At 28.8% G+C, this 14,054-nt stretch carries 12 protein-coding genes; 8 read left to right on the top strand and 4 right to left on the bottom strand.

From position 1 onward, the window contains the following. Positions 1-2: 2 nt before the first annotated feature. Positions 3-1,124: a cysteine desulfurase family protein gene (locus ACZ5RS_RS10515; protein WP_464635187.1), complete on the bottom strand. Its 1,122-nt coding sequence runs from the start codon at positions 1,122-1,124 to the stop codon at positions 3-5. Between the two features lie 107 nt (positions 1,125-1,231). On the opposite strand from ACZ5RS_RS10515, the gene ACZ5RS_RS10510 reads away from it, so the two are divergent. The 8 genes from ACZ5RS_RS10510 to ACZ5RS_RS10475 all read left to right on the top strand — a co-directional run bounded on the left by ACZ5RS_RS10510 (position 1,232) and on the right by ACZ5RS_RS10475 (position 10,412). Continuing rightward, positions 1,232-2,287: a 3-dehydroquinate synthase gene (locus ACZ5RS_RS10510; RefSeq protein ID WP_464635185.1), complete on the top strand. Its 1,056-nt coding sequence runs from the start codon at positions 1,232-1,234 to the stop codon at positions 2,285-2,287. 3 nt (positions 2,288-2,290) lie between these two features. Further along, positions 2,291-2,755, top strand: coding sequence for a low molecular weight protein-tyrosine-phosphatase (locus ACZ5RS_RS10505; RefSeq protein ID WP_464635183.1), 465 nt, complete (start codon positions 2,291-2,293; stop codon positions 2,753-2,755). Between the two features lie 219 nt (positions 2,756-2,974). Beyond that, complete coding sequence (locus ACZ5RS_RS10500) at positions 2,975-3,973, top strand: LacI family DNA-binding transcriptional regulator (RefSeq protein WP_464635181.1); 999 nt, start codon at positions 2,975-2,977, stop codon at positions 3,971-3,973. A gap of 92 nt (positions 3,974-4,065) precedes the next feature. Continuing rightward, complete coding sequence (locus ACZ5RS_RS10495; RefSeq protein WP_464635179.1) at positions 4,066-5,451, top strand: ABC transporter substrate-binding protein; 1,386 nt, start codon at positions 4,066-4,068, stop codon at positions 5,449-5,451. A 78-nt stretch (positions 5,452-5,529) separates the two neighbouring features. After that, positions 5,530-6,405 carry a carbohydrate ABC transporter permease gene (locus tag ACZ5RS_RS10490; RefSeq protein WP_464635177.1) on the top strand — a complete coding sequence of 292 codons (876 nt, stop codon included), beginning with the start codon at positions 5,530-5,532 and terminating at the stop codon, positions 6,403-6,405. After that, entirely contained in the window at positions 6,399-7,367 is a 969-nt protein-coding gene (locus tag ACZ5RS_RS10485; RefSeq protein ID WP_464635175.1) for a carbohydrate ABC transporter permease, read from the top strand. Before ACZ5RS_RS10490 ends, ACZ5RS_RS10485 begins: the two co-directional genes overlap by 7 nt. 2 nt (positions 7,368-7,369) lie before the next feature. After that, on the top strand, positions 7,370-9,058 hold the full coding sequence (locus ACZ5RS_RS10480; RefSeq protein WP_464635173.1) for a sugar phosphorylase: 1,689 nt from the start codon (positions 7,370-7,372) through the stop codon (positions 9,056-9,058). Positions 9,059-9,062: 4 nt separating this feature from the next. Next, positions 9,063-10,412: a glycosyltransferase gene (locus ACZ5RS_RS10475; protein ID WP_464635171.1), complete on the top strand. Its 1,350-nt coding sequence runs from the start codon at positions 9,063-9,065 to the stop codon at positions 10,410-10,412. Between the two features lie 30 nt (positions 10,413-10,442). On the opposite strand, the gene ACZ5RS_RS10470 is transcribed toward ACZ5RS_RS10475, so the two are convergent. From ACZ5RS_RS10470 to ACZ5RS_RS10460, 3 genes are read right to left on the bottom strand one after another with little or no spacing between them, the layout of a single operon-like run. Continuing rightward, positions 10,443-11,465 (bottom strand): ABC transporter permease subunit, encoded by a 1,023-nt coding sequence (locus ACZ5RS_RS10470; RefSeq protein ID WP_464635169.1) that lies wholly within the window; start codon positions 11,463-11,465, stop codon positions 10,443-10,445. Beyond that, positions 11,465-12,526 carry an ABC transporter permease gene (locus ACZ5RS_RS10465; RefSeq protein ID WP_464635167.1) on the bottom strand — a complete coding sequence of 354 codons (1,062 nt, stop codon included), beginning with the start codon at positions 12,524-12,526 and terminating at the stop codon, positions 11,465-11,467. The genes ACZ5RS_RS10470 and ACZ5RS_RS10465 overlap by 1 nt, the downstream gene beginning before the upstream one ends. Next, on the bottom strand, positions 12,523-14,037 hold the full coding sequence (locus tag ACZ5RS_RS10460; protein ID WP_464635165.1) for a sugar ABC transporter ATP-binding protein: 1,515 nt from the start codon (positions 14,035-14,037) through the stop codon (positions 12,523-12,525). Before ACZ5RS_RS10460 ends, ACZ5RS_RS10465 begins: the two co-directional genes overlap by 4 nt. Between the last annotated feature and the right edge of the window lie 17 nt (positions 14,038-14,054).

Raw genomic sequence — 14,054 nt, 5'->3', positions numbered from 1 at the left:
TCCTACCTTACCAGTGTATCATATAGAGAGTTGATAGTTTTAACAAGTAATTCAACATCCTCTGATTTAGTATATTTATCAAACGATATTCTAATACTTGATTTAGCAGTTTTTGAATCAAAATTCATAGCCAATAAAACACTTTCTCCTTTATTTTTAGCATTGTTGCTACAAGCAGAACCTGCAGAAACTAAAAATCCTGAATCATCTAACATTCTTGTAAAAACTTCAGAAGGAAACGGTTGTACTGAAAAGTTAATAATAAAAGGAGAGTAATTATCCATTGGGGAGAGTATCTGTGGTTTTAAATTCTCTCTAACATATTTGTTTAGTTCAAAAATTCTAGAATTATCTATTTTTAGACTCTCATCAAGTGCTACTTTCATTGCAACTATAGCTGCTAGATTTTCTGTACCTGCTCTTAGTCCTCTTTCTTGTCCACCACCTCTAGAGAGCGATTGTATATTGCTGTTTTTTGCATATAAGAGCCCGATTCCTCTTGGTCCATGAAATTTATGAGCAGAAAAAGAAGCACTATCAACATCAAGTTTTGTTAAATCAAAATCAACTTTAGAAAGAGCTTGAACAGCATCTGTGTGAAAATAAATTTTTCTATTAAATTCTTTTTCTTTTTCTCTAGTTATTTTAACTAGAGTATCAATATCATTAATAGCTCCTGTAACATTATTAACAGTTTGGATTAATATCATACGAGTTTTACTATTAATATTTTTTTCTAGAGTTTTAGGAGCAATAAAACCATTAGGTGCATTTAATTTAATAACTTTAAAGCCTTTTTCAATTAAAATTCTTTCAAAATTAATTACACTAGCATGTTCTGTTTTATTAATAATTACTTCACCTGGGTTTTTACTCCATAATAGTGATGATAAAATTATACTATTAGACTCCGTTCCGCCAGAAGTAAAATATAGAGTTGATGGATTAACACCCAATAGAGATGCAATTTCATCTCTTGTTTTTTCAAGTTTCTCTTTAGCTAAATTTCCTAAACTATGATTTGCTGAGGGATTAGCAAAAAAATTAATACAAATATCATTATAAGCTTCTAGAGCTTTATTAGAAATTTTTGTTGTTGCTGCATTATCAAAATATATAGACATAACTATAATATTTTACTAAAAATTTATTTTATTCAAGTATTTAATTTAGAAAAAACGATAGTCATTAGAATATATTTTATGATATATTGTAGCCTATGGAAGAAAATATGAAAGTTAAACTATCTTGTGGTAAATTTACAAGTGTAAGTTATGTTAATGATTTAAATGAATTATCTTCAAAATTAAGCACTTTTGGAAACAGAGCTCTATGGGTTGCTGACTCTAATACTGCTAATTTATTTAAGAGATTACCTCCTACTAATATAGTAATTCCAGCTGGTGAAAAATCAAAAACACTCTCAACAGTTGAAAAAATTTTGAAAGTTTGTGTTGATGAAGGCTTATCTAGAAATGATTATATTATAGGTTTTGGCGGCGGTGTTGTTTGTGATTTAGCAGCATTTGTGGCTTCTATTTATATGAGAGGTTGTAAATTAATTCTAGTTCCTACATCTCTTTTATGCATGGTTGATGCAACATTAGGTGGTAAAACTGCTTGTGATTTTATGGGCGGTAAAAACTTAGTAGGGTCATTTTATCCAGCACAAGATGTATTAATTTGCCCATCTTTATTAAAAAGTTTAACTGAAAGAGAATATCACAATGGTTTAGCTGAAGTATTAAAGCATGCTCTACTTTCAAAAGATGAACTATTACATAAATATTTGATATCTAGAAAAAGCCAAATATTGTTAAGAGATGAAAATACTCTATTAACACTATTAAAAATGAGTTTAGAAGTTAAAAAAGAATTTATAGAAAAAGATCCTGAAGAAAAAATTGGAGTTCGACAAGCTCTTAATTTAGGTCATACTTTTGGACATGCACTAGAATCATCTGGCAGATTCTCAAAATTCTCTCATGGGGAAGCAGTTGCCTGGGGTAGTGTTAGAGCTATCGAAACAAGTTTAGAACTTGGTATAATCGATGAAAAGTTTGCTAATAATGCAATTAAATTATTTAAACTATATAATTATGATATTGATTATAAAATTGGTAGAGGAGAATGGATTGATTTCTATTCAAGTCTATTAAAAGATAAAAAGAAAAAAGATGGTGTTGTACAATTTGTATTAATGAAAAATCAAGGGGAATATGTATTAAGTCCCGTTGATAAAAAATTGATTATGAAATTGGTTATTTCAAATCCAGTTGGACTTTAACTTATGATTAAGATAATGTTTATATGCCATGGGAATATTTGTAGAAGTCCTATGGCACAGAGTTATTTTTCTCATTTAGTTAAAGAAAAAGGATTAAGTGATAAGTTCTTAATTGAATCAAGCGCTACAAGCAGAGAAGAACTTTCTAATCCACCTCATTATGGAACTAGAGATGTACTATCAAGACATAATATAAAATTAATTAAACATTATTCAAAACTGATTACTAAAGCTGAGGCTGATGAATTTGATTATTTAATTTGTATGGATCAAAATAATATATCAAATTTAAAAAGGCTTATTGATAAAAGAAATTATGGTAAAATTTATTTATTATTAGAATTTGCTAAAATAAATAGAAGTATTTCTGATCCTTGGTATACTGGTAATTTCAATCAGACTTACGAAGATGTTAAACTTGGTTGTGAAGCATTTTTAGATTATTTAATAGAGAATAATGGCTTATAAGGCCATTATTTTTTTGCTTATTTCATATTTAAATTTTGAAATGTTTCATTAATTCATTCAGTTTTAAAAAAATATTTTTTTATTGTTATATTTTTATTTTATTTCATTGTAAGTAATTAGGTATATAGTTGTTAAATTTTATGAAACGTTTCATAAAAAAACGATGAAACAATAAAAAATTTATTTGACGTTTTACTCGAGTGTGAATAACATTAAATTATGACAAACAAGATGACTGTAAGAGAATTATCAGAAAAAATAGGAGTAAGTGCTAGCACATTATCTAGAGTATTGAATCATCCAAATCTAGTAAAAGAAGAAACTAGAGATATGATTCAACAAAAACTCGATAGCATTGGTTATAGCTTATCTGATAATAAAAGAAAGAAATCTAATTATGTAATAGGATTAACAATTTCAAATCCTAGATCAGTTTTCGCATCAGCTCTTATTGGTTGTATCAGTGAATTATTATCTGATACAAATTATCAATTATTAGTTTTTGATATAAAAAAACGACAATATATATTAAGTTATTTTGTTAAACATCCTGAATATTTGGAAAAAATTGATGGCTTAATTATTAGTACAGCTTTAGTAGATGAAAATGCTAAAAATTATTTTGAAAAGAACAACATTCCTCTTGTCTTGTTACAGACTAGGTGCGAAGGAACTTTTAGTATACATAACAATAATTTTATTGGCTGTAATGATGCTGCTCTATATTTAATATCAAGAGGTTATACAAAAATGGCCTTTGTCAGTTGGGCCCCTTTTGATGAACATATTAGAGATAGGTATATGGGCTTTAAATTAGCTCTTGAAAGAAAAAATTTAACACTTGATGATAAATATCATATAACGGTTGAACTATCAGCGGAGGGTGGTTATCAAGCTGCAAAGCAATTGATGGAATTAGACGATCCTCCTCAAGCAATCTTTTTTGGTTGTGATGATATGGCTGCTGGTGGATACCGATATTTAATGGAAAATAATTATTCGATACCTGATGATGTAGGTATTATGGGTTTTGATAACATGCAGATAGCTTCACTGCTTGCATTAACAACGCTCGATCAATCTATAGAATTAAAATGTCAAATAGCTGTGGATTATTTATTACATAAATTAAATCCAAAAACCCATGAGTTTTTATTCGATATGAAAGATGAAGTAAGTATTACACCCAAAATTATTATACGAAAAACTATAAAATAATACTTAAAACATAAATTTGAAACTTAAAACAATTTACTTAAAAACTAGGTGAATTGACTAAATATGTACAATTAAAAATTAGGAGGATTTTTATGAAATATGTAAAATTCGGAATTTGTACTGCACTATTATTGTTTGCAACAACTTCTATTTTTGCTAATGGGCAAAAAGAAGAAGCAGCACCTGTAGTGACTCAAGAAGCTCAAGAGCCAGTAACAATTGAATATTGGACTACTCAAACTCAGACAGATAGACAATCAACAATTCAATTGTTAATTGATACTTTTGAAGTAATGAATCCAAATATCAAAGTTAAATTAATTGCTGTTGATGAAAATGATTTAACATCCCAAATGGCTACTGCTGCAAGTTCAAACACATTACCAACATTGGTAGAAGGCCCTGCAACAACAATGGTTTCTTTTGGTACAGATGGATTAATTGATGTTAATGCTAACAAAGCTACAATTGATAGTATTGGTAGAAGTAAATTCTTTGATGGAGCATTAAAAATAAATCAATCTGAATCTGGTGCTGCATACGGTATTCCTTTCCACGGTTGGTTACAAGGCTTATGGTATAGAACAGACTGGTTTGAAGAAGCTGGTTTAGAACCACCTACAACTTGGGAAAATATAGAAAAAGCTGCTAAGTATTTCTATAATCCAAGTGAAAATACTTATGGTATTTTAGTTGGTACAAAAGTAGAAAACTTCTCAGAACAATGTTTTACTCCAATCGCTCAATCTAATGGTGCTCAATTATTTGACAAAGATGGAAATTTAACTTTCAATACTCCAGAGATGAAAGAAGCAATTGAATTCTACGGCCGTTTAGCACAATATAATCCACCAGGACCACAAACTTGGAGAGCAAGAGACTATTATCTACAAGGTAAGATGGCAATGTTCTTCTATTCAACATACATCATGGATGACTTAGCTATTCAAGATGCTGCAGCTTCTTCATTAACAAGTGAAAACTTCAGTGATCTACAAGGTTCACAATTTGACCCAGAATTAGCAGCTCATACATCAATGGTTCCTACAATTACTAATACAGATTCAGCTTCTTATGGAACAATTGTATCATTAAGTCTTGTTGATCAAGGTGATGCAGCTAAAACTCAAGCAGCAGAAAAATTTGTACAATATTTATTCCAACCTAATTCATATATAACATTCTTACATATGGCTCCAGGTGGAATGAATCCAGTAATTAAAGGTATAGCTGATACAGATGATTTCTTAGATAATCCTGTTCTTTCTAGTTATGGTAAAGATGCTATAACAGAAATCGTTAATGGTATGCAAGACATTAAGTCTTTTGGTATCGTTGATGGTAATAAGATTGAAAAAGCAGATAAGATTACAGCTCAACAAATCCTTCCTCAAATGATCTATAAATACACACAAGAAAATATGGATATTGATAGTGCAATGGCTTGGGCAACTACAGAAATGAAAAAAATTGATTAAATTTTAGTTTTGTTTTCAGGAGAAGGAAACAAAAGTCCTTCTCCTGTTATTAAATTTTAGATTATGGAGGTTTAAGTAATGTCTTCGACAAAACTTACACTTGAACAGAAAGATGCACGTTTAGGAGTAAAATTAGTATTACCATCAGTAATTATAATTGGTTTATTAATTATATATCCTATCTTTTACAATATATATTTAAGTTTTTTTGATGTTAAATTAAATGGTGATGCTTTTTTCATTGGTGTAAAAAACTATGCTAATGTTTTATCTGATCCTACTTTTTGGGCATCTGTAGGGGTAACCTTCCTGTTTGTTATAGCAACGACAACTTTAACAACATTAATGGGATTGTTAGTAGCTTTAGTTATGAACAAAAAATTCCCTGGTAGAGCTATTGTTAGATCTTTAGTTTTATTACCATATGTTGCTCCTGTTATTTCTACTGTATATTCTTGGCAATTCTTTTTTGACCCAGTAAATGGAATTTTTATGCACCTTATGGTTGATGTATTCCATTTATCAGCAAATAGATTCAATTTAATTGCTGATCCAAAGTATGCTATGTGGGTTGCAGTTATATTCAGTATGTGGAAAGCTTTTCCATTTACTTATTTAATGATTCTCTCTAGATTACAAACTATTGACCAAACTTTGTATGAAGCAGCAGAAATCGATGGCGCAGGTGCTTTTAGAAAATTTATTTCTATTACCTTGCCAGAATTATTCTTTGTTTTGGGATCTATTGTTTTATTAAGATTTATTTGGAATTTTAATAAATTTGAAGAAGTATATTTATTAACAGATAATGTTAAGGTTCTTTCTGTATATACATACTTTAAAGCATTTACAGGAAGTATGGATTTAGGACAAGGCTCAGCTCTTGTAGTAATTCAATTCACTTTATTAATTGGATTAATCTTATTGTATGTAAAGAAGGTATTAAAATGGTAAATGGTAAGCATAGAGTTATAAAAAATATTGGCTTCACAATTTTAGTTTTATTAATTGTTGTATTTAGTATTTTCCCTTTTATACAAATGTTATCAACATCTTTGAAATTCTCATGGGATTGGGGAAATCCTTCTTTAATTCCTACAGAAATTAATACTAGTGCATATTCTGAAATACTTGGATTAAGTGAAGCAGAGGCTGTAGATGTTCCTGCATCTGTACAAAAATTATTAGCAGAAACTCCAAATTTAACACCAGAACAAAGAGATACTATTTTAAGTAAATATACTGATAATACTGACGTATTCCCTTTCTTTAAATATTTTGGAAATTCTCTAAAATTCTCATTAACAGCATCCTTTTTCTCACTGTTAATTGCAATTTTTGGTGCTTATTCAATTGCGAGAATGAAATATAGAGGTCAAACGTTGATCCAAAGAGGTGTTTTATTCGTATATATGGTAGGTGGAATTCTATTATTGATTCCTCTATATAAAATATCTACAACTTTAGGATTAACTGCAACTGAAGGGGGGACAACCTTTGCCTTAGTTGTTATATATATAGTACAAACACTACCTGTATGTTTATATATGCTCGGCAACTCATTTAGATCGATTCCTTTTTCAATTGAAGAAGCAGCCTTTATTGAAGGTTATTCAAGATTTCAAACTATTGTAAGAATCATTATTCCTTTAAGCTTTAGTGCAATTGCAACAGTTTGGGTATATTCATTTATGATTGCATGGAATGAATATTTATTTGCATCTGTATTCTTGAAATCATTTACAGATATGCACACTCTTCCTATTGCTCTTAAAGCTCTATTTGTTTCTAAGAATGCTATTTGGGATAGAATTAGTGCTGCATCATTATTAACAGCCGTTCCAGTTGTTATCTTATTTATGTTAATTCAAAATTTCTTATCAGGAAATACAGCAGAAGGTGGAGTTAAAGAATAAAAATGATACTTAATGATACTACTAAAATCTTTAATATATTAGCAACTTTATATGGAAATGAAGTTGCTAATGAATATGTTCCAATTGTAGTTGAGAAAATTGCTCAATTAAATAAAGTTGGAAAAAAATTATCAAATAATACCATTGGTTCAGATGAGTCAATATTAATTACTTATGGGGATAGTATTTATGATAAAGAAACTGGTGAAAAAACACTAAAAACTTTACATAAGTTTCTTTCAAACTATCTAAAAAACTATATCAACACTGTCCATATATTACCTTTTTTCCCATATACCTCAGATGATGGCTTTTCCATTGTTGATTATAAAAAAGTAAATGAGAAACTTGGTACTTGGTCTGATATAAAAGATTTAAATAAAGACTTTAAATTAATGTTTGATCTTGTTGCTAATCATGTATCAAAAAGCAGTGAATGGTTTAAGGGTTATTTAGATAGTAAAAAACCATACGATGATTATTTTATTACTTGTGATCCAAAACAAGATTATACTAAAGTGTTTAGACCTAGAGCATTACCATTATTAACTGAAGTAATGACTAAAACTGGTAATAAAAATGTTTGGACTACTTTTTCAAGTGATCAAATTGATTTAAATTATCAAAACCCAAAATTGTTAATGGAAATTTTAGATGTATTTAATTTATATGTTGAAGAAGGTGCTTCGTATATTAGACTAGATGCAATTGCCTTTATTTGGAAAGAGCTAGGCACTAGCTGCATACATAACGAAAAAACTCACCTAATTATTCAACTTATTAGATTGATGATTGATTTGGCACAGGTCGATGTAAAATTAATAACAGAAACTAATGTACCACATAAAGAAAATATTTCTTATTTTGGTAATGGCTATAATGAAGCAACAATGGTTTATAATTTTCCATTACCACCACTAACATTATATACTTTTATGAAACAAGACACTTCAATTATAAAAAAATGGGTATCAACTTTAGATTTACCATCAAATAAAGTTACATTTTTTAATTTCTTAGCTAGTCATGATGGAATAGGTTTATTACCTGCAAAAGGACTAGTTGAAGATGGTGAAGTAAGAGAAATGGCAAAAAAAGTTAAATCTATTGGTGGTTTTGTTTCATACAAAACAGAATCTGATGGAAAACAATCTCCGTATGAAATGAATGTAAACTTCTTTGATGCGCTAAAAATAAGTGGTGATGTTGATAAAGATTTAGAAGTAAAAAGATTTTTAGCTAGCCAATCAATTCTTTTGTGTTTAAAAGGTATTCCTGGAATTTATATTCATAGTTTAATTGGTTCAAGAAACTGGATTGAAGGTGTAAAACTTAATAATAGCAATAGATCAATTAACAGAGAAAAAATTGAATATAATGCTTTAGTGGCTAAATTATTAAATAATGACTCCTCTAGATTTAAAATTTTAGATGGATATAAAAATTTATTAAATATTAGAAAAAGCAATGAATGTTTTTCTCCTTTTGCTGATCAGAAAATAATTGATAATATGGATAAAAGAATTTTTGCTTTAGAGAGAATTTATAATAATAAGAGTGTAATTTGTCTAACTAATGTTAGTTGTGATACTGTTAAAACCGATTATAAATCTTGTACTTTGTTAGATGGGACATTATTTGATGGAACATTAGAACCTTATCAAATTGCTTGGTTTAATAAAGGAGAATAAAATTTTGAATATTTTAATGATTCATTACAAAGTAGGGGGGACAGATGGCGTATCCCTCGAAATGGATAAATGGAAAAATATTTTTAATAAAATGGGACATAAAGTAATTATGCTTGGAGGAGAGATGGATAGAGAAATTGTTTATCCACCTCTATATCATATATCCCAAATTGCAAGAGATTTTTATAGCTATTCTTTCCAAAATAAACCTGTTTTTAAAAATGAAGAAGAATATAAAGATAAACTTAAACATGAAGTAGAAAAATGTGAAGAAATTATTGAAAAATTTGTTGATGAAAATAATATTGATTTAGTCATTGCTCAAAATGTTTGGTCTGTTGCTATGAATATTGCGGTTGCAATAGCTTTAGAGAATGTAATAGAAAAAAAACATTTAAAAGTTTTAGCTCAACATCATGATTTCTTTTGGGAAAGAAAAACAGGTGTTAATTACGGATGTGATTTTGCACAGTATGTTTCTAATAAATATTTACCTCCAGTAAATCCAACTTATAAACATGTAGTAATAAACCAACAAGGTCATGATACTCTCTTAAGAAGAAAAAACCTTGAAAGTACTATAGTTCCAAATGTATTTGATTTTAGAGCACCTTTATGGAAAAAAGATTCGTTTAATAAAGATTTTAAAAAAGATATTGGCTTAAGTGATGATGATATAATCATTTTACAAGCAACACGAATTGTTGATAGAAAAGCAATTGAATTAGCAATTGATGTTATCTCTAATATGAATAAATTTAAAGATTCATTAATAAATAAAACACTTTATGATGGTAGGACTTTTAATAAAAATTCAAATTTCGTTTTATTGCTTGCTGGATACGATGGCGATGATGATAGTGGAACTTATTTAAATAGGTTAAAAGCAAAAGCAAAACTTAAAAAAATTGATCTAAAAGTGATAAGCTCAAAAGTAGCTCATACAAGAGAAGATAATGATGTAAAAATTTATAGTCTTTGGGATACATATGTTTTTGCTGATTTAATTTCATATCCTTCATATTGGGAAGGTTGGGGTAATCAATTTTTAGAAGGATTGTTTGCTAAAAAACCAATGATTGTTTTTGAGTATCCAGTCTTTATAACAGATATCAAAAATAAAGGTTTTGATTATATAAGTTTAGGCTCTTCTTATGAAACTGATAATAATACCGATTTAGTTTATATAGATGATAAAATAACGAATAAAGCAGCAAAAGAATCTATAGAATACTTATTTGATATAAATAAAAGACAAAATAGTGTTGAAAAAAATTTTGAAATTGGTAAAGAGTATTTTTCTATGGAAAGTTTATATAAACAATTAACTGATATTCTAAATACTATAGATTAAAAAAAATGGGGCATATTTGCCCCATATTTTTTATAATTTTCTTCTTTTTTCTGCAATAATTCCAAATATACTTTGTAAAATAATAAAGAAAGCTAATAATGCAGCAATTGATATTCTTACCCACCAAGAAGATAAAGTTCCTTGGAAAGTAATAAAACTTTGAATTGTACCATTAATTAATACACCAAATAAACTTCCTATTACATTTCCAACACCACCAGTTAATAAAGTACCACCAATAACTGCTGATGCAATAGCATCCATTTCAAGGCCCTTTGCTTGTTCAACGAATCCAGAGCATGTATTTAGTGCAAATAATATACCACCAATTGCACTACAAATACCACTTATAGTATAAGCACAAAGCTTTGTTTTTTTAACATCAAGTCCCATTAATAATGCACTTTGCTCATTTCCGCCAATAGCATAAATACTTCTTCCTAGTTTTGTATATCTTAACATCCAGAAAATAATTAATATTGCTAAAACAGCAATTATTACTGTCGGATAAATATAAGGAAGTATTAATTTTCCATGTTTGTTAACATAGCCTCCAAATGGTAAATAAATCTTTTTACTAGCTATAGCTAAAAATACTTTATTTTGAATATTTATCATATCACTGCTAATAATCGCTGTCATACCTCTTGCAAAGAACATACCAGTTAAAGTCATTATAAAAGGTTGAATTTTTAAATAAGCTATAAACCAACCTTGTACAAACCCAAAAATTATTCCTATTACTAATACAAATACTATAGAAAATCCAACACTAGCTCCTTTATTTTCCATCAAATCAGCAAGCATCATACATGTTAAAGCTACAAAAGATCCTACAGAAATATCAATACCACCAGTAATCATAACTACAGTCATTCCTGCACTAATAACTATTAGGCCTGCATTAGAGATAAATAGATTTAAAAAGTTTTGTAAATTTGCAAATCCTCTGTCATGATAAATAATCATTCCTAATATATACATTGTAAAAAATAATATAATAGTAATTGCTAGTAATATATTTTTCGAATCAAAATTTTTCTTTATTTTCATTATGCAAGTACCTCATTTTTAATAGTCTTTAACTTTGTAGCTTTTAATTTTTTACTATAAATCCAATCTTTTAATATTGGAGATTGAGCACTTACAATAATTACAACAACTAAAGCTTTATATACTGGTATTTGGTCAGCACTTACACCCATTGCATATAAAGTTGTAGTTAAAGCTTGGATGGTATAAGCACCAATAACCGATCCAATTAAACTAAATTTACCACCAGATAAACTATTTCCACCTAAAGCAACAGCTAAAATTGCATCTAATTCCATTAATAAGCCAATGTTATTAGCATCGGCAGAATAAATTCTACTCGACATTATTAAACCTGCAATTCCTGCACATAATCCACAAATAACATATGTAGCAAATATAATAGCAGTACTCTTTAACCCAACAAGTCTTGCAGCTTTTGAATTAATACCAACAGCTTCAATGTACATACCTAAAGAAGTTTTCTTTAATATTATTTGAGCTAAAATAATTACAAATATAGCAACAAATACGCTAGTTGGAAGTGGAACATTTGGAATATTTGCTCCAAGAAGTTTATAAGAATCTACTCTTACATATGTAATTTGTCCTTTTGTAATTAATTGAGCAATACCACGGCCTGCAGTATATAAAATTAATGTTGCGATCATTGGTTGAATATTTAATTTTGCAACCAAAAAACCATTAAAGGCTCCACAAAGAGCACCAACTAATAAAGCCATAACGACAGCAAACAAATAAGGATTTTGATAAGCTGTTACAGAGACTTGTCCACCGGCTAATATACTACAACAAATTGCTGCTGCAACTGCCATTACTGCTCCAACAGATATATCAGTACCCGCGGAAGAGGAAATACAAAGGGTCATACCAACAGCTAAAATTACTAATTCACTAGCTCTATTTATTACATCAATTATATAACCATATAAAACACCTTCTCTTATTGTTATCGAAAAGAAATCCGGCGTTTTTATAACATTGATGATTAAAACAATGAATAAACAAAGTAGAGGCATAAACAGTCTTTTTTTAGTTAAACTCATTAATTTAGATTTCATTTAATCCCTCCACTAGCAATAGTTTGCATAATCTTTTCTTGAGATAATTCATTTTCTTGTAATTCTGAAACCTTCTCCCCATCTCTTAGTACAGCCATTCTGTTACATGTTCTAAGCATTTCATCAATTTCAGAAGAAATAAACATTATGCTTTTCCCTTCTTGTGCTAATTTAATTACTAGTTTTTGAATTTCTGTTTTAGTACCAATATCAATTCCTCTAGTAGGTTCATCAAGGATTAAAAAATCAGGGGAGGTGAGTAACCATCTAGCTAGTATTACCTTTTGTTGATTACCTCCAGATAACTGACTAATTGGTATATCAATAGAAGGGGTTTTAATTTTTAAAAGCTCAACCATTTCATTACAAAGTTTTTCTTGTTCTTTTCTACTAATTACATTTGCAAAACCTTTTCTAGCCTGCAATGCAAGAATAATATTTTCTCTAATAGAAAGATCTTTTATAATTCCCTCAACTTTCCTATCTTCAGGTAAATAAGCCATACCTTTTTTGATTGAATCCAATGGAGTGTGTGCAATAAAATTTTCTCCTTTAACTTCAATCTTTCCTGTATTTGGTTTATCAGCACCAAAAATAGCTCTGGCTAATTCACTACGACCACTACCTAAAAGTCCAGCTAATCCTACAACTTCACCTTTGTGTAAAGTAATATCAAAGGGTTTTATTGAACCAGAAACACCTAATTGGTCAGTTTTAATAATTACTTCTGATTTATATTCATTTGTTTGATTAATTTTAACATCTGCTAAATCATCTAAATTCTTACCCATCATTTTAGAGACTAATTTTACTTTAGGTAATGTAGAAATAGCATATTCCCCAATTAATTCACCATTTCTTAAAACTGTAATTCTATCACAAATTGCATAAACTTGATCTAAAAAGTGTGTTACAAATATTATGCCAACACCTTTTTCCTTTAATTTTTTCATGATAGAAAAAAGTTTTTCTACTTCAAGATCATCTAGAGATGAAGTAGGTTCATCTAAAATTAAAACTTTTGCTGACATATCTACAGCTCTTGCAATAGCAACCATCTGTTGTAAAGCTAAAGAATAATTTTCTAAGGCTATAGTTACATCCATTTCAATATCTAAAGTCTTCAAAACCTCAACGGCTTTTTTATTCATTGTTTTCCAATCAATATTTCCAAATTTCTTTGGTTCACGACCAATAAATAAATTTTCTGCAACTGATAGGTTAGGGCACAAATTTACCTCTTGGAAAACAGTACTAATACCATTTTTTTGTGCATCTTCAGGTGATTTATTGACAATATTTTTTTCAAAACCTTTTAAATAAATTTCACCATTATCAAATGGATATACACCAGTTAATGTTTTAATTAAAGTACTTTTTCCTGCACCATTTTCACCCATTAAAGCATGGATTTCACCTTCTCTAAGTGTAAAATCAACATTATCTAAAGCTTTTACACCTGGAAAAGTTTTTGATAAATGTTTTATGCTTAATACAATATTATCAACCAAGGACCTGCTCCTTTATA

It is taken from the genome of Pleomorphochaeta caudata, assembly GCF_055395745.1.
The sequence above is the reverse complement of the archived record's forward strand: the minus strand, read 5'-3'. Positions and strand labels throughout refer to the sequence as shown.

Bases quoted from the DNA above. Each gene is read 5' to 3' on its own strand.
- ACZ5RS_RS10490 (WP_464635177.1), top strand. From the start codon at position 5,530: ATGTCTTCGACAAAACTTACACTTGAACAGAAAGATGCACGTTTAGGA.
- ACZ5RS_RS10480 (WP_464635173.1), top strand. From the start codon at position 7,370: ATGATACTTAATGATACTACTAAAATCTTTAATATATTAGCAACTTTA.
- ACZ5RS_RS10470 (WP_464635169.1), bottom strand. From the start codon at position 11,465: ATGAAAATAAAGAAAAATTTTGATTCGAAAAATATATTACTAGCAATT.
- ACZ5RS_RS10465 (WP_464635167.1), bottom strand. From the start codon at position 12,526: ATGAAATCTAAATTAATGAGTTTAACTAAAAAAAGACTGTTTATGCCT.
- ACZ5RS_RS10485 (WP_464635175.1), top strand. From the start codon at position 6,399: ATGGTAAATGGTAAGCATAGAGTTATAAAAAATATTGGCTTCACAATT.
- ACZ5RS_RS10505 (WP_464635183.1), top strand. From the start codon at position 2,291: ATGATTAAGATAATGTTTATATGCCATGGGAATATTTGTAGAAGTCCT.
- ACZ5RS_RS10500 (WP_464635181.1), top strand. From the start codon at position 2,975: ATGACAAACAAGATGACTGTAAGAGAATTATCAGAAAAAATAGGAGTA.
- ACZ5RS_RS10510 (WP_464635185.1), top strand. From the start codon at position 1,232: ATGAAAGTTAAACTATCTTGTGGTAAATTTACAAGTGTAAGTTATGTT.
- ACZ5RS_RS10495 (WP_464635179.1), top strand. From the start codon at position 4,066: ATGAAATATGTAAAATTCGGAATTTGTACTGCACTATTATTGTTTGCA.
- ACZ5RS_RS10515 (WP_464635187.1), bottom strand. From the start codon at position 1,124: ATGTCTATATATTTTGATAATGCAGCAACAACAAAAATTTCTAATAAA.